This is a genomic window from Streptomyces sp. NPDC001204 (assembly GCF_053598035.1).
The window spans coordinates 187,222-202,588 of the sequence record NZ_JBSFJL010000011.1; the positions used below are offsets into that span (position 1 = coordinate 187,222).

Here is a 15,367-nt window from a genome sequence, read left to right on the forward strand (position 1 = left end):
GTGAGGCATGCGCATCGCGACCTGGAACGTGAACTCGATCACCGCCCGTCTGCCCAGGCTGCTGGCCTGGCTGGAGAGCAGCGGCACGGACGTGCTGTGCCTCCAGGAGGCCAAGGTCGCCGAGGACCAGTTCCCCTTCGACCAGCTGCGCGAACTGGGCTACGAGGCGGCGGTCCACGCCACCGGACGGTGGAACGGCGTGGCGGTGCTCTCCCGCGTCGGGCTCGAGGACGTGGTCCGCGGCCTGCCCGGCGACCCCGGCTACGAGGGCGTGGAGGAGCCCCGCGCCATCTCGGCGACCTGCGGCCCGGTCCGCGTCTGGTCGGTGTACGTGCCCAACGGCCGTGAGGTGGACCACCCCCACTACGCCTACAAGATCCAGTGGTTCGAGGCCCTCAGGGCGGCCGTCGCCGGCGACGCGGGCGGCAGCCGCCCCTTCGCCGTCCTCGGCGACTACAACGTCGCGCCGACGGACGACGACGTCTACGACCGCGCCGCCTTCGAGGGCGCCACCCACGTCACCCCGGCCGAGCGCGCCGCCCTGACCGCTCTGCGCGAGGTGGGCCTCTCGGACGTGGTCCCCCGGCCCCTGAAGTACGACCACCCCTACACGTACTGGGACTACCGCCAGCTCTGCTTCCCCAAGAACCGCGGCATGCGCATCGACCTGGTGTACGCCAACGAGCCCTTCGCGAAGGCGGTCACCGACTCCTACGTCGACCGCGAGGAGCGCAAGGGCAAGGGCGCGTCCGACCACGCCCCGGTGGTGGTGGACCTCGACGTCTAGGGTCTTTCGTTCGGATCAGGCCGGATCGGGCGCGGTGCCAGGGCCCGCGCGCCTGTGGTGCCACCGGCGGTGCGGATGTCACCCTGGGGCCATGGACATCCCTTTCCTGGGCAGGTGGCGCAAAAGGCAGGACTCGTCCTTCGGTGCCGTGGTGTTCCCCGAGGGATCCGAGGGCCGGGCGGGCCTCGCCCAACTCCTCTCCGAGTGCGAGCTGTTGCGTTCCCAGGTGTCCGGGGCGGGCCTCCGGCTCGACGACTCCGCCGCCTCCCTGGAGGCACTGGACCAGTTGCTGCCGCGCTGGCGCGACGACGAGGACACCCTGACCTGGCTCGGCAACGACGCCGGGCTGTACCTGGGCACGGTCGTCGTGCGGACCGTGCCCGGCGCCGGCTGGGAGATCGGGCCGGGCGGCCGTCCGGTCGTCAGGCTGGCCTCCGGGCGCGAGATCGACGTGGTGACCGCCGGCCACGACTGGGCCGGCTCCGGGGTGCCCGAACTCTCCCAGCTGTACGCGGAGATCGCGGAGGCGTGAGCGCCGGGAGGAGCGTGGCCGCACGGCCCCCGAAGGGCGTTCCTCCATACCGCCGGGCCAGGCGCGCCCGACCTCGACTACGATGTTCCGCTCGTCCCTGTGGTGATGGCGTCCCTTGGCCCACCGCCACCGGGACGGGGACGCTGCTGCCGGGTGAGGCACCCCCACGGCGGCCCCTCGACCGTAGGGGGCAGCAGGTCACAGAGAGCCATACCCGGCCGGCGGCAGCCGGAGATCACTGCTCGCGCGGTGGGACGGACCGATATGACGGGTCGTCCGCCGGCGAGGGGAAGGTCAGCTGCGCGCCGGACGGGTTGTGCTCGACGCGGATCCACACCGGACGGCTCGCCGTGGGCGCCGCCGTGAGTTACGTGCTGGTAACGCTTGTTGAGGGATCGCTCGCGGGCTCCGGCAGGGGGGCCCGTGCCGCGCGGGTCACGTCCGCGACGAGTTCGACCACGTCCGGGCCGTAGGCCTGGGAGTTGATCACCTTCAGCAGCAGCACGAAGGAGCCGTTGCCGTGCTTGCGGTGCAGCCGCTCGTGGTTGCGGGCCAGGTAGCGGGTCGCGGCCTGGTTGTCGATCGCGCGCTGTCCGCAGAACAGGAACACCGGCCGGCTGCCGCCGCGCTCGCCCGCGGTGAGACGGGCCAGCAGCACGTACTCCGTGACGCCCGAGTCCATGCGGTAGTGCTCGGTGCCGATCCGGAAGGCGCACTGGTCCGGGCCCGGCTCCCGGTCGGTGTTCACCCGCACGCCCGGGAGCATGGCGGACATGTGCGCCACCATCCGCCGGTTCGACCCCGGACCCCCCACGCAGAACTCCGTGCGCTCGCCGAATCCCTGATGGACCGTGTCCTGGGTGACCATCTGGACGTTCGCGCCGCAGCTCTTGATCAGCGCGGCCAGTTCGAGCAGGGCGAACACGTCGAACCGGTGCACCGCGAGTTCCGCCGTCGCCGGGTCGCGGTTGACCACGAGCAGCGACTCGGCGTTGTCGGGCAGCCCGAAGAACGCCTGCTGGCGGCGCAGCCTGCGCCGCCACAGATAGGTGCGGGCCAGCCAGCCGAACGCGGCGCTGACCCCTGTCGCGGCCACTCCCAGGACGATGTTGCGCACGTCGTCGTTCATGGCCGCGCATGGTAGCCGGTCCTGCGTACTTCTGTTCGACACCCGACCGGCCCTGTCCGCCTGACGGGAGCATGGCAATGAATTAAGCTGCGCGAACGATCAGGCAACCGAACCACAATCAGCGTGGAGGTGCGGATGCGTCGCCCTGTCGCACGGAAACTGGCGGTCCTGGCGGTCTCGGCCGCCGTGGTGACGGTGGGAGCCGCGGCGCCGCCCACCGCCCAGCCGGAGGCGAAGCCGAGACCGGTCCAGAAGGTCCCCGTGGCGGCCGGCTACGGCGGCGCCGTGGCCAGCGTCGACGCGGACGCCTCCGCCGCCGGTATCGAGGTGCTCAAGCAGGGCGGCAACGCCGTCGACGCGGCCGTCGCCACCGCCGCCGCCCTCGGCGTCACCGAGCCCTACTCCGCCGGGATCGGCGGAGGCGGCTACTTCGTCTACTACGACGCCCGCTCCCGCACGGTGCACACCATCGACGGCCGCGAGACCGCCCCGCTGACCGCCGACTCGACGCTCTTCACGGAGAACGGCAAGCCGCTCGCCTTCGACGACGCCGTCACCAGCGGTCTGAGCGTCGGCACCCCGGGCACGCCCGCCACCTGGCAGACGGCGCTGGACCACTGGGGCACCAGACGGCTGGGCACGGTCCTGAAGCCGGCCGAGAAGCTGGCCCGCGACGGCTTCACCGTCGACGAGACCTTCCGCTCGCAGACCGCCGCCAACGAGACCCGCTTCCGCTACTTCCCCGACACCGCCAAGCTGTTCCTGCCCGGCGGCAAGCCGCCGGCGGTCGGCTCCACCCTGAAGAACCCCGACCTCGCCCGCACCTATCAGGAGCTGGCCGCCAAGGGCGTCGGCGCGATCTACCGGGGCGACCTCGGCAAGGACATCCTCAAGACCGTCAACCACCCGCCCGTCGACCCGAAGTCCGGCTGGAACGCCCGCCCGGGCAAGCTGTCCGCCAAGGACCTCGCGGCCTACCGGGCCAAGCTCCAGGCGCCCACGCAGACCTCGTACCGGGGCCTGCGCGTGTTCTCCATCGCGCCCTCCTCCTCCGGTGGCACGACCGTCGGCGAGGCGCTCAACATCCTGCAGCGCTCGGAGCTCTCGACGGCGAGCGAGTTCCAGTACCTGCACCACTTCATCGAGGCGAGCCGGATCTCCTTCGCCGACCGCGGGCGCTGGGTCGGCGACCCCGCCTTCGAGAACGTGCCCACGAAGCAACTGCTGTCGCAGAAGTACGCCGACTCCCGGGCCTGCCTGATCAAGGACGACGCGGCCCTCACCAGCCCGCTCGCACCCGGCGACCCGCGCCACCCCGCGGCCTGCTCCCGCGGCGGCACGGCCGCGCCGACGACGTACGAGGGCGAGAACACCACGCACCTGACGGTCGCCGACCGATGGGGCAACGTCGTCGCCTACACCCTCACCATCGAGCAGACCGGCGGCAGCGGCATCACCGTGCCCGGCCGGGGCTTCCTGCTCAACAACGAGCTGACGGACTTCTCCTTCGCCCCGGCCAACCCGGCCGTGCACGACCCGAACCTGCCCGGTCCGGGCAAGCGGCCGCGCTCGTCGATCTCGCCGACGATCGTGCTGGACCGGCACGACCGGCCGGTGGTGGCGCTCGGTTCGCCGGGCGGGGCGACCATCATCACCACCGTGCTGCAGACCCTGACCGGGTTCCTCGACCGGCACCTGTCCCTGGTCGACGCGATCGCCGCACCGCGCGCCAGCCAGCGCAACGCCGCGCAGACCGAACTCGAACCGGCCCTCTACGACAGCGTGTTGAAGAAGCAGCTGGAGGCGATCGGCCACTCCTTCAAGCTCAATCCCGAGATCGGCGCCGCCACGGGCGTCCAGAGCCTGCCGGACGGCAGGTGGCTGGCCGCCGCGGAGAAGGTGCGCCGGGGCGGAGGCTCGGCGATGGTGGTGAATCCGTCGCCGTGACCCGGGCCGGTGACATGCCGGCCGGCACGGCGGGGCCCGCCTCCCGGAAGGGACGGCGGGCCCCGCCGTTCACGCCAGGCTCGTTCACTCCGTGGGCGAAGGAGCGGGCTCCTTGTTCTGGGTGTCGAACGTGAGCCGGTCGTCCTTCGCGTCCACCACGACCCGGCCGCCCTCGCGGACCCGGCCGGCCAGGAGCAGCCGGGAGAGCTGGTTCTCGACCTCGCGCTGGATGGTGCGGCGCAGCGGACGGGCGCCGTACTCGGGCTGGTGGCCGTGCCGGGCGAGCCAGTCCACGGCCGCCTCGGTGAACTCGACGGTGACGCCCTGCGCGTGCAGCAGCCGGCGCGTCTTCTCCAGCAGCAGGTCGGTGATCTGCCGCAACTGATCGGCGGTCAGCTGGCGGAAGACGACGATCTCGTCGATCCGGTTGAGGAACTCGGGCCGGAAGTGCTCGCGCAGCGGCCTGAGGATCTGCTCGCGCCGCGCCTCCTCGTCCGCCTCCGCACCGCCCGGGCCGAACCCGATGCCGGCCCCGCGCCGGGTGATCGCCTCGGAGCCGAGGTTGCTGGTCATCACGATGACGGTGTGGGTGAAGTCCACCGTGCGGCCCTGGGAGTCGGTGAGTCGCCCGTCGTCGAGCACCTGGAGCAGGATGTTGAAGACGTCCGGGTGCGCCTTCTCCACCTCGTCGAGCAGCAGCAGCGAGTACGGGTGCCGGCGCACCACCTCGGTGAGCTGGCCGGCCTCCTCGTGACCGACGTACCCGGGCGGGGCGCCCACCAGCCGGCTGACCGTGTGCCGCTCCTGGTACTCGCTCATGTCCAGGCGGACCATGCGGTCCTCGCTGGAGAACAGGACCTCGGCCAGCGCCCGGGCCAGCTCGGTCTTGCCGACGCCGGTCGGGCCGAGGAACAGGAAGCTGCCGATCGGCCGGTCCGGACTGGCCAGCCCGGCGCGGGAGCGCAGCACCGCCTCCGAGACCGCGCTCACGGCCTCCTCCTGGCCGACGACCCGCCGGTGCAGGTGCAGCTCCAGGCCGAGCAGGCGCTCCTTCTCCTCCTGCGTGAGGCTGCTGACGGGGATGCCGGTCTGCCGCGACACCACCTCGGCGATGGCCTCCGCGGTGACCTCCAGATGCTGACCCTCGTCGGCCTCGCCGCCGCCGGTGGCCTGGCCGATCCGCTGCTTGAGCTCGGTGATCCGGTCGCGCAACTGCGTGGCCTGCTCGTACTGTTCGTCCGCGACCGCCTGGTCCTTGTCCAGGGTGAGCTGCTCGACCTCGCGCTCCATGGCCCGTACGTCGGTGCCCTTGGTGCGTGCCCGCAGCTTCACCCGGGCACCGGCCTGGTCGATCAGGTCGATCGCCTTGTCCGGCAGACGGCGCTCCGTCAGATAGCGGTCGGACAGCTCCACGGCGGCCACCAGCGCCTCGTCGGTGTACCGCACCTGGTGGTGGGCCTCGTAGCGGTCGCGCAGCCCGCGCAGGATCTCCAGCGCGTCCGCGACGGACGGCTCGGGCACCAGAATCGGCTGGAACCGGCGGGCCAGCGCCGCGTCCTTCTCGATCCGCCGGAACTCCTCCAGCGTCGTCGCGCCCACGATGTGCAGCTCGCCGCGGGAGAGGGCGGGCTTGAGGATGTTGCCCGCGTCCATCGCGCCGCCCTCGCCGCCCGCGCCGGCGCCGACGACGGTGTGCAGCTCGTCGATGAAGACGATCAGCCGCTCGGAGTTGGTGCGGATCTCGGTGACGATGTTGTTCAGCCGCTCCTCGAAGTCGCCCCGGTACCGGGTGCCCGCGACGACGCCCGTCAGGTCCAGCGCCACCACCCGGCGGCCGGTCAGGACGTCGGGCACGTCCCCGTCGGCGATCCGCTGCGCCAGCCCCTCCACGATGGCGGTCTTGCCGACGCCCGCGTCACCGATGAGCACCGGGTTGTTCTTGCCCCGCCGGGAGAGCACCTCGATGGTCTGCTCGATCTCCTGCTCCCGCCCGATCACCGGGTCGATGCGCCCCTGCCGGGCCAGTTCGGTGAGATCGCGCCCGTACCGGTCCAGGGTCGGTGTCGAGGTGGACCGCTGCCGCTCCGTCCCGGGCGGCGCGGCGGCGTCCGGCGTCTCGGGCGGCAGGCCGGAGGAGGCGTACCGGGCCGCGTTCAGGATGTGCCCGGCCGCCGAGTCGGGGTTCGCGGCGAGCGCGCTGAGCACGTGCTCCGGACCGATGTACCCGGCGCCGCTGGCCCGTGCCATGTCGTGTGCGTCGAGGAAGGCGCGCTTGACGGCCGGGGTGAGCGAGAGGGAGGTCGGCGGTGGCGCCTCGCCCGGCGGGTGCTGAACGGGGCCGGCCCGCTCGTCGATCTGCGTCGCGAGCGAGTCGGGGTCCGCACCGGACCGGCTGAGCAGACTGCGGGTGGGCTCGGCGGCGAGGGCGGCCCGCAGCAGGTGCTCGGTGTCCAGATCATGGCTGCCGTGCTCCGCGGCGTACTGCGCCGCGCCCCGCACCAGCTCCCTGGCGGGCTGGCTCAGCAGCCGGCCGATGTCTATCTGCCGGGGGCCGGGGCGCGGTCCGCCGAAGAAGCGGGCGAAGAGTTCACCGAAGGGGTCGCGGTCGCGGTCGCCCTCCGGGCCGTTGAAGCCGCTGGTCATCGCTGTCCGTTCCGTCGCTGACAGTGGCTCCCGCCGGGTAACCGGTGTGGGGGTCGTTCATGCCACGATGGCACGAGTTCCCGCGGACGGCATACGGAGCGCCCCTGGGGCCGGGCACGGTGCCGTCGTGCGGCTGCGGGTGCGTCGCGGCTGGTCGCGCCCGCGCCGCGGAGCCGCACATGGATACGGCCCCGCGCCCTTCGAGCGGGTGGCCCTACCGTTCCGTGAGGATGCGCGGGCCCGTCTCCGTGATCGCCACCGTGTGCTCGACGTGGGCCGCTCGGGAGCCGTCGTCGGTGCGCAGGGTCCAGCCGTCCGGGGCCGCGTGGTAGCCGTCCGTGCCGCCGGCGATCAGCATCGGCTCGATGGCGAGGACCATGCCGTGACGCAGGGGCAGGCCCCGGCCCGGCCGGCCCTCGTTCGGGACGCCGGGGTCCTCGTGCATCTGGCGGCCGATGCCGTGGCCGCCGAACCCGTCCGGGATGCCGTAGCCCGCCGCGCGGCACACCGAGCCGATGGCGTGGGCGATGTCGCCGATCCGGTTGCCGACCACGGCCGCCCCGATGCCCGCGGCCAGCGCCCGCTCGGCGGTCTCGATCAGCCGCAGGTCCGCGGGGCGCGGCCGGCCCACGACGAAGCTGATCGCCGAGTCGCCGGCCCAGCCGCCGAGCTTCGCGCCGAAGTCCAGGGAGACGAGGTCGCCGTCGCGCAGCCGGTACCTCGTGGGGATCCCGTGCACGATCGCGTCGTTCACCGAGGCGCAGAGCACGGCCGGGAAGGGGGTCGGGGCGAAGGAGGGCCGATAGCCCAGGAACGGCGAGGCCGCGCCCGCCTCCCGCAGGACGTCGTGGGCCAGTTCGTCCAGCTCCAGCAGGGACACTCCCACGCCGGCGGCCTTGCGTGCCGCGGTCAGGGCCCGTGCCACGACCTGGCCGGCCTCGTACATCGCGTCGATCGACGCATCCGTCTTCAGTTCCACCATGCCAATTACTATACCGGTATTTGAATCGCGGTAGGATGCCGGTATGGTGCGTACCCCCCTGACCCCCGAGGAACGCGAGCGCGGTGAGCGGCTCGGCCGTCTGCTGCGCGCGGCGCGCGGCGACCGCAGCATGGCTCAGGTCGCGGCGAGCGCGGGCATCTCGGCCGAGACGCTGCGCAAGATCGAGACGGGCCGGGCCCCGACCCCGGCCTTCTTCACGGTCGCCGCGCTGGCTCGGGTGCTGGGGCTGTCCATGGAGGAGCTGGCGGAGCGGAGCGCGCTGGCCGCGGTGTGACCGTCCGCACCGCCCGCGGTGGCCGTCGGCACGGGGTGGACCACCGCGGGCGGTACGGGACTCAGGGGGCGGACGTGGTGTCGGACCGGCTGGGGCCGCCGGGCGGCGGAACCGCGGGGCGGCCCGGCGCCGCGCCGGGGGCGCCGGTCCTGAGCCGGACGGTTCTGGGGCGGCTGGAAGCCCAGGCCATCAGGCCCGCGTTGTCCAGCGCGCCCACCCACAGGTCGGCGAGGGTGGCGGCCTCGGGGCCCGGTCGTGGGCCCACCCCGACCACCCGCAGGCCGGCGTCCGCCGCGGCCTTCAACCCGTTGACCGAGTCCTCCACGGCCAGGGTGTTGCCGTCGGTCACTCCCAGGCGGCGCACGGCCTCCGCATAGGTGCCGGGGTGCGGCTTGGGGCGGACCTCCTCGTCGGGCACGACGATGTGCCGGAAGTGGTGCCGTAAGCCCACCGACTCCAGGGAGAACTCCACCACGTCGGCGGGGCAGTTGCTGGCCACGGCCAGCGGTGCGACCCGGCTCAGGATCGTCACCAGCCCCTTGGCGCCGCGCGCGGCCACGGGCTCGCGCGCGACGAGGGTGCGGAAGGTCGTCAGCAACCGCTCGGTCATCTCCTCGGCGGCGTCCGGCCTCCCGGCGACGCGCGCCATGACGGCGCCGCACTCGGTGTAGTGCAGTCCCTTCGCTCCTTCCGTGAAGTCCGGGCCGGGTTCGCAGCCGAAGTCCCGCAGGACGCTGACCCGGGCCTGCTGCCAGTGCCGTTCGGAGTCCACCAGCGTGCCGTCGCAGTCGAAGACGACGGCTTCGGGGGTCCAGTCGAGGTCGAACATGTGATGTGTGGCCATGTGCTCTTGCCGTTCTGGCGCGGGACGGACCTGCCGGAGGGCGGCACGATCCGCCGGTCGTGGACGTCGGCGCCTGCTGTTCGTCACGCGTTTCAGGGCAGCGTGAAGTCGCAGGCGGACAGGGATGGTTGAGAAGTGAGGTGGTCACACGCACCGCACTGCGTGGTTCCCGGGAATTCATCCGGAACCGGAAACATAATGAACGTTACGCTCCACTTGACCGGTCGCGGACATCCACTGCCGCAATACGCACGTGTGGGTGACACCTCACGGGTATCGCAATACGCCTTCGGCCGTGGTGGTGCCGCCCTGCCGGAAAAGGAATTCGCCGGTGCGGCCCTGGGGGGAGCAGTGAATGACGGCGGGCGGGGCGTGCTCGGTGAACCGCAGGGCCGACATCCGGCAGGCGACGGGGCGCACGAGCCGTCCTCCGCTGCGCAGGGCGATCGCCTGCCGCGCCGCCTCCAGCAGGGCCGTCCCGGGCACGTGGTCCGTTCCGTGGTCGAACAGGAACGGATGACGCGGGTCGGCGGGGCACACCAGCAGTTCCCCGCCGGCCGCGGCGACGACGGCGTCCGACTCCGACGCCAGCCCCAGCAGGGCGGGTTCGGGCCGCGGCCCGGCTCCGGCCGGCACGGCCGCGCCGGCGCCGGACCGGAGCCGGTCGTAGCGCTCGGCGTCGAGGAACCGCGCCCCGCCCGCCGCGCGGGCGAACGGCCGTCGGCCGGCCAGGAAGTCGACCCGCATGCGCAGCCCGGTCAGCTCGTTTCCGTCGCGGTCGGTGCGCAGGCCGCTCACCCTGACCAGGCAGGTGACCTCGCTGGCCCCGTGCGGTGCCGTGGGCTCCGCGTCCACGTCCAGGGCGTAGGACAGGTCGTCGATCAGGAACCGGGCGGTGCGGGGCACGTCCAGGTGGCGCAGCGGGATGTAGATGCCGAGCTGGCGCAGGGTCTCGACGATCATCCAGGGGCTGTGCCGGTCGTCGCGTCCGCGGGGGAACGTGGGATGCGAGCGCGGCCACGCGGCGGCGGCGCGGAAGGAGAGCGGACCGTGGGGGCGGACGTCGGTCAGCAACACCTCGGCCACGGAGGTCCGGTGGACCAGTTCGCGTTCGACCGTCCGGGACCGGTTGAGCGGGGAGGGCCGGGAAGGCGGCGAAGGCGCGGAACGGCGGGAAAGGGCGGTGGGGTCGCCGGACCCGGTCGACGGGGTGCGGGAATCCCGTGTGCGCGATCCGGAGTCCATGGAAAAATGCTAATAAGACTATTAAGAGTTTCGCATGTTGGGCTCTCCCGGCCGGGCGGCAAAGGCCGATAGATTTTTCCTCGCGACGCACCTACGGACGAGGGAGACGCGTGCAGGAACGGGCGGAGGAAACCCGCAGGGCCGTATTGCAGGCAGCAGCTCACCTGTTCTTCGAACGGGGTTACACGGGGACCAGCATCGCCGACATCAGCGCACGGTCCGGACGTACCAGCGGGGCCATCTATTTCCACTACACCAACAAGGAGCAGCTCGCCCTCGCCGTCGTCACCGCGCATTTCGCCGCCTGGCCGGCCCTGGTCGCACAGCACGAGTCGGTGGCCGGGCCCGCCCTGGAGAGGCTGGTGCGGCTGAGCTTCTCGGTGGCCCGGGCGTTCCGCGACGACGTCGTCGTACGCGCCGGCGCGCGGCTGTGGGCCGAGCGGCGGTCCATCGACGTGGAGATGCCCCCGCCGTTCGTGGACTGGATCGCCACCGTCGAACGCATGCTGGCCGCCGCCCGGAGCGAGGGAGGACTGGCCCCGGGGGCGGAGCCCGGCCGGGACGCTCCCACCCTGGTCGCCGCCTTCTTCGGCCTGCACACGCTCTCCGACGTCCTCGACGACCGCCTGCTGATCGAGGACCGCCTGGCCGCCCTGTGGCTGCTGCTGCTTCCCGGGCTCCAGGCCGGCCCCGCGGCGCCCCGCGACCTGCTGGCCAGGGCGAGTGCCCCGGTCCCGGCCTCGTCGTGACGCCCCTGCCGCCGGCCCCCGCGCTCACCCACAGGAGTGCGAAACACGATCGACTTCGCGGGTTGACGACAATGGTCTTGGCAAGCCACGAGAAGAGGCTTACGTTCGTGCCTCTAGGCCTGTTCTACGGGCGTAGAGGCTCTGACGTACGTCGAAGGAGCAGCTCATGGCCAACGTCGTCCGTGCGGCCCTGGTCCAGGCCACCTGGACCGGCGACACCGAGTCCATGGTCGCCAAACACGAGGAGCACGCCCGCGAGGCGGCTCGTCAGGGTGCCCGGATCATCGGGTTCCAGGAAGTCTTCAACGCGCCGTACTTCTGCCAGGTCCAGGAGCCGGAGCACTACCGCTGGGCCGAGCCGGTGCCGGACGGGCCCACGGTGCGGCGCATGCGCGAACTCGCCCGCGAGACCGGCATGGTGATCGTCGTCCCGGTGTTCGAGGTCGAGCAGTCCGGCTTCTACTACAACACGGCCGCCGTGATCGACGCCGACGGCAGCTACCTCGGCAAGTACCGCAAGCACCACATCCCGCAGGTCAAGGGCTTCTGGGAGAAGTACTACTTCAAACCCGGCAACCTCGGCTGGCCCGTCTTCGACACCGCCGTCGGCCGGGTCGGCGTCTACATCTGCTACGACCGCCACTTCCCGGAGGGCTGGCGGCAACTCGGCCTGAACGGCGCCCAGCTCGTCTACAACCCCTCCGCCACCCACCGCGGCCTGTCCGCCTACCTGTGGCAGCTGGAACAGCCGGCCGCCGCCGTCGCCAACGAGTACTTCGTCGCCGCGATCAACCGCGTCGGCCGGGAGGAGTACGGCGACAACGACTTCTACGGAACGAGCTACTTCGTCGACCCCCGCGGACGGTTCGTCGGAGACGTCGCCGACGACTCCAAGGAGGAACTCCTCGTCCGCGACCTCGACTTCGACGTCATCGAAGAGGTGCGGCAGCAGTGGGCCTTCTACCGCGACCGCCGCCCCGACGCCTACGAAGGGCTGGTGCAGCCGTGAGCGACCTGTACGACCGTCACCGGGCCGTCACGCCCGACTGGCTGGCGCTCTACTACGAGGACCCGATCGAGATCACCCACGGCGAGGGACGCCACGTCTGGGACGCCGACGGCAGGCGCTACCTCGACTTCTTCGGCGGAATCCTCACCACCATGACCGCCCACGCGCTGCCCGAGGTCACCAAGGCGGTGACCGAGCAGGCCGGGCGGATCATCCACTCCTCCACGCTCTACCTCAACCGCCCGATGGTCGAACTCGCCGAGCGCGTCGCCCAGTTGAGCGGAATTCCGGACGCCCGGGTGTTCTTCACCACCTCCGGCACCGAGGCCAACGACACCGCCCTGCTGCTGGCGACGACGTACCGGCGAGCCAACACCGTCCTGGCCATGCGCAACAGCTACCACGGGCGCTCCTTCAGCGCCGTCGGCATCACCGGCAACCGCGGCTGGTCCCCGACCTCCCTGTCCCCGCTCCAGACGCTGTACGTCCACGGCGGCGTACGCACCCGCGGCCCGTTCGCCGACCTGAGCGACGCCGAGTTCATCGCCGCCTGCGTCGAGGACCTCAGGGACCTCCTCGGCCACACCCGCCCGCCCGCCGCGCTGATCGCCGAACCCGTCCAGGGCGTCGGCGGCTTCACCTCCCCGCCCGACGGCCTGTACGCCGCCTTCCGGGACGTGCTCCAGGAGCACGGCATCCTGTGGATCTCCGACGAGGTGCAGACCGGCTGGGGCCGCACCGGCGACCACTTCTGGGGCTGGCAGGCGCACGCATCCAGCGGACCGCCCGACATCGTCACCTTCGCCAAGGGCATCGGCAACGGGACGTCCATCGGCGGGGTCGTCGCCCGCGCCGAGATCATGAACTGCCTGGACGCCAACAGCATCTCCACCTTCGGCGGCACCCAGCTCACCATGGCCGCGGGCCTCGCCAACCTCAACTACCTCGTGGAACACGACCTCCAGGGCAACGCGCGGCGCGTCGGCGGACTCCTCATCGAGCGGCTGCGGGCCGTCGCCGCCCAACTGCCCGGCGTGCGCGAGGTCCGCGGACGCGGGCTGATGATCGGCGTCGAACTGACCCGGCCGGGGACGGACCAGGCCGACCCGCAGGCGGCCACCGCGGTGCTGGAGGCGGCCCGGCGGGACGGCCTGCTCATCGGCAAGGGCGGCGGACACAACACCAGCGCCCTGCGCATCGCCCCGCCGCTGTCCCTGACCGTCGCGGAGGCCGAGGAGGGCGCCGCGATCCTGGAGGGCGCACTGCGCGCCGCCTACTAGTGCCGCGGCAGGCAAAGTTTGCCCGTCAAGGAGCGGCGTCCGGTGCGTGCTCTCGGTGTGCCGGCCGGAAGTCCTCGTACTGGATGTACTTGGGCTTTCGGGCGGTGCGGCGAGAGTGCGTGCCGGGCGTCGTGACGGGGCGAACGTTGCCTGCCGGGGCACTGGCGGAGGCGAACCGGACCGTACGCAGAGGGGAACGCCGACATGACCACCGCCTCGGAGACACCCCCGACCACCTGGAACCCGCCGGAACCCGCCCTGTCGGTGCGCCAGGTCCTCACCCTGGAGCGGGTGCTCGCGGGGGAGCCCGAGGTGGTGGCCGGCGCCGGCCACCTCGACCGGCCCGTGCGCTGGGTGCACGTCGCCGAGGCCGCCGACGTCGGCGTGATGCTCAGCGGCGGCGAGATGGTCCTCACCACCGGCGTGCTGCTCGCGGGCGACGAGGAAAAACAGGCCGAGTACATCCGCTCCCTGCACCGCGCGGAGGCCGCGGCCGTCGTACTGGGCCTGGGCCGGGCCTTTCCCACGCCGCCGGACGTGATGCGCCGGGCCGCCGAGCGGTGCCAGCTGCCCCTGGTCGTCCTGCACCGCCCCTTCCCCTTCGCCGAGCTGACCGAGGAGGTCCAGTCCCGGCTGGTGCGGCGCAAGTTCGCCTCGGTCAGTCTGTCGGAGACCGTACGCACCGCCCTCACCGCGCTGATCACCGCGGGCGCCCCGCTCCAGGCACTGCTCGACGAGATCGCCCAGCACAGCGCCTGCCCCGTCGTCGTCACCAACCTCGCCCACCGCGTCCTGGCCACGGCGGGGGAGCGGTCGGCGGTCGACGACGTGCTGCGGGACTGGGAACGCATCGCCCGGCAGGCCGGCGCCGGCCAGGGCGACGGCTGGATCCGCGCCGAACTGGGCGGACGCGGGGAGCGGTGGGGACGGATCGTGCTGTGCGGCCACCGTGGCGACAGCGCCACCGGACGGCTGCTGGCCGACCGCGCCGCCGAGGCCCTCGTCCTGCACCGCATGCTCGGCGGCAACGGCGGCTGCTCCTGGGAGGAGCAGTCCGCGCAGAGTCTGCTCACCGACCTCGTGGGCGGAGCCGTACCGGCCCGGCAGCTGCTGCCCCGGGCGCGGGCCGCCGGGCTGCCGGTCAACCGGCGCAGCTTCGTACCGCTGGTCGTACCGGACGGCGACGTGGCCGGACTCGACCGGCTGCTGCGCCTGCTGGGCCTTCCCGGGCTGGTCGCCGAGCTGGCCGAGGGCGCCACCGCCGTGCTGCTCAGCCTCGCCCGCGACCAGGACGCCGACGCCCTCACCGAGCACTTCGCGGCCCGGCTGCGCGGCGGGTCCGGCGCGGACCGCACGGTCGTCGCCGCCGCGGACGCACGCACCGTCTGGGACGACGTGCCCGCCGGGCTGCGCGAGGCCCGGCACGTCGCCCGGGCCGTGGCCGACTCCGCCGCCGCGCTGGACCTCCCGGCCGTCGTACGCCTGAAGGACGTGCACCTGCGCGGCCTGGTCCGGCTGCTGCGCGACGACCCGCACGTACAGTCCTTCGCCGAGCGGGAACTGGACGGCCTGCTGCGCCGGGCCGACGACGACCTGCTGGCCGTGCTGCGCACCTACCTCGCCACCGGCCGCAACAAGTCCCGCACCGCCCAGCTCCACCACGTCTCCCGGCCCGCGCTCTACCGCCGCCTGGAGTCCATACAGGCGTGCCTCGGGGTGGACCTCGACGACTTCGAGCAGGCCGCCTCGGTGCACATCGCGCTCCTCGCGCACGACGCACAACAGGAGTGAGCCGGAAGAACGGCCGGGAGAACGGCGGTGAGACATGGGACGGACCCGGAGTGACACGGTGGCACGCCCCGCCCCCGCAGACGTGACACGGTGCACCTCAAAGCGGAGCCGCCGGCTTTCTACGCTCCCCGCAC

General features: G+C 72.5%; 13 protein-coding genes. 8 read left to right on the plus strand and 5 right to left on the minus strand.

What is annotated here, in order from left to right; translation table 11 throughout:
* The first annotated feature begins 7 nt into the window (after positions 1–7).
* Positions 8–787: an exodeoxyribonuclease III gene (locus ACWC91_RS18025; protein WP_225078249.1), complete on the plus strand. Its 780-nt coding sequence runs from the start codon at positions 8–10 to the stop codon at positions 785–787.
* Positions 788–878: 91 nt separating this feature from the next.
* Positions 879–1,319: a DUF6278 family protein gene (locus ACWC91_RS18030; protein ID WP_225078248.1), complete on the plus strand. Its 441-nt coding sequence runs from the start codon at positions 879–881 to the stop codon at positions 1,317–1,319.
* Positions 1,320–1,686: 367 nt separating this feature from the next.
* Here the strand turns inward: ACWC91_RS18030 and ACWC91_RS18035 are convergent, their stop codons facing one another.
* Positions 1,687–2,448 carry a hypothetical protein gene (locus ACWC91_RS18035; RefSeq protein ID WP_225078247.1) on the minus strand — a complete coding sequence of 254 codons (762 nt, stop codon included), beginning with the start codon at positions 2,446–2,448 and terminating at the stop codon, positions 1,687–1,689.
* A gap of 135 nt (positions 2,449–2,583) precedes the next feature.
* Here ACWC91_RS18035 and ggt point away from each other — a divergent pair, with 135 nt between their 5' ends.
* Positions 2,584–4,395 carry a gamma-glutamyltransferase gene (gene ggt / locus ACWC91_RS18040; RefSeq protein WP_225078246.1) on the plus strand — a complete coding sequence of 604 codons (1,812 nt, stop codon included), beginning with the start codon at positions 2,584–2,586 and terminating at the stop codon, positions 4,393–4,395.
* Positions 4,396–4,479: 84 nt separating this feature from the next.
* Here ggt and ACWC91_RS18045 read toward each other — a convergent pair whose 3' ends face one another.
* Both ACWC91_RS18045 and map read right to left on the minus strand, forming a co-directional pair.
* Positions 4,480–7,038 (minus strand): ATP-dependent Clp protease ATP-binding subunit, encoded by a 2,559-nt coding sequence (locus tag ACWC91_RS18045; protein WP_225078245.1) that lies wholly within the window; start codon positions 7,036–7,038, stop codon positions 4,480–4,482.
* 214 nt (positions 7,039–7,252) lie between these two features.
* Positions 7,253–8,020, minus strand: a complete 768-nt coding sequence (gene map, locus ACWC91_RS18050; RefSeq protein ID WP_225078244.1) for a type I methionyl aminopeptidase — start codon at positions 8,018–8,020, stop codon at positions 7,253–7,255.
* 43 nt (positions 8,021–8,063) lie between these two features.
* Between map and ACWC91_RS18055 the strand changes: the two genes are divergently transcribed.
* The gene (locus ACWC91_RS18055; protein WP_225078243.1) at positions 8,064–8,315 is read left to right on the plus strand and encodes a helix-turn-helix domain-containing protein; all 252 of its coding nucleotides are present in this window, start codon (positions 8,064–8,066) and stop codon (positions 8,313–8,315) included.
* 61 nt (positions 8,316–8,376) lie between these two features.
* On the opposite strand, the gene ACWC91_RS18060 is transcribed toward ACWC91_RS18055, so the two are convergent.
* The gene (locus tag ACWC91_RS18060; RefSeq protein ID WP_450644558.1) at positions 8,377–9,159 is read right to left on the minus strand and encodes an HAD family hydrolase; all 783 of its coding nucleotides are present in this window, start codon (positions 9,157–9,159) and stop codon (positions 8,377–8,379) included.
* A 267-nt stretch (positions 9,160–9,426) separates the two neighbouring features.
* A complete protein-coding gene (locus ACWC91_RS18065) occupies positions 9,427–10,404 on the minus strand; it encodes a ScbA/BarX family gamma-butyrolactone biosynthesis protein (RefSeq protein WP_450644556.1) in 978 nt (325 codons plus the stop codon).
* Between the two features lie 110 nt (positions 10,405–10,514).
* Between ACWC91_RS18065 and ACWC91_RS18070 the strand changes: the two genes are divergently transcribed.
* From ACWC91_RS18070 to ACWC91_RS18085, 4 genes are all read left to right on the plus strand, one after another.
* Positions 10,515–11,153: a ScbR family autoregulator-binding transcription factor gene (locus ACWC91_RS18070; RefSeq protein ID WP_450644554.1), complete on the plus strand. Its 639-nt coding sequence runs from the start codon at positions 10,515–10,517 to the stop codon at positions 11,151–11,153.
* 166 nt (positions 11,154–11,319) lie between these two features.
* Entirely contained in the window at positions 11,320–12,162 is an 843-nt protein-coding gene (locus ACWC91_RS18075; RefSeq protein ID WP_281154228.1) for a nitrilase-related carbon-nitrogen hydrolase, read from the plus strand.
* Positions 12,159–13,442: an aspartate aminotransferase family protein gene (locus ACWC91_RS18080; RefSeq protein WP_281154229.1), complete on the plus strand. Its 1,284-nt coding sequence runs from the start codon at positions 12,159–12,161 to the stop codon at positions 13,440–13,442. Before ACWC91_RS18075 ends, ACWC91_RS18080 begins: the two co-directional genes overlap by 4 nt.
* 204 nt (positions 13,443–13,646) lie before the next feature.
* Positions 13,647–15,233 (plus strand): PucR family transcriptional regulator, encoded by a 1,587-nt coding sequence (locus ACWC91_RS18085; protein WP_450725966.1) that lies wholly within the window; start codon positions 13,647–13,649, stop codon positions 15,231–15,233.
* Positions 15,234–15,367: the final 134 nt, after the last annotated feature.

Bases quoted from the DNA above. Each gene is read 5' to 3' on its own strand.
- ACWC91_RS18025 (WP_225078249.1), top strand. From the start codon at position 8: ATGCGCATCGCGACCTGGAACGTGAACTCGATCACCGCCCGTCTGCCC.
- ACWC91_RS18030 (WP_225078248.1), top strand. From the start codon at position 879: ATGGACATCCCTTTCCTGGGCAGGTGGCGCAAAAGGCAGGACTCGTCC.
- ACWC91_RS18035 (WP_225078247.1), bottom strand. From the start codon at position 2,448: ATGAACGACGACGTGCGCAACATCGTCCTGGGAGTGGCCGCGACAGGG.
- ggt (WP_225078246.1), top strand. From the start codon at position 2,584: ATGCGTCGCCCTGTCGCACGGAAACTGGCGGTCCTGGCGGTCTCGGCC.
- ACWC91_RS18045 (WP_225078245.1), bottom strand. From the start codon at position 7,038: ATGACCAGCGGCTTCAACGGCCCGGAGGGCGACCGCGACCGCGACCCC.
- map (WP_225078244.1), bottom strand. From the start codon at position 8,020: ATGGTGGAACTGAAGACGGATGCGTCGATCGACGCGATGTACGAGGCC.
- ACWC91_RS18055 (WP_225078243.1), top strand. From the start codon at position 8,064: ATGGTGCGTACCCCCCTGACCCCCGAGGAACGCGAGCGCGGTGAGCGG.
- ACWC91_RS18060 (WP_450644558.1), bottom strand. From the start codon at position 9,159: ATGGCCACACATCACATGTTCGACCTCGACTGGACCCCCGAAGCCGTC.
- ACWC91_RS18065 (WP_450644556.1), bottom strand. From the start codon at position 10,404: ATGGACTCCGGATCGCGCACACGGGATTCCCGCACCCCGTCGACCGGG.
- ACWC91_RS18075 (WP_281154228.1), top strand. From the start codon at position 11,320: ATGGCCAACGTCGTCCGTGCGGCCCTGGTCCAGGCCACCTGGACCGGC.
- ACWC91_RS18085 (WP_450725966.1), top strand. From the start codon at position 13,647: ATGACCACCGCCTCGGAGACACCCCCGACCACCTGGAACCCGCCGGAA.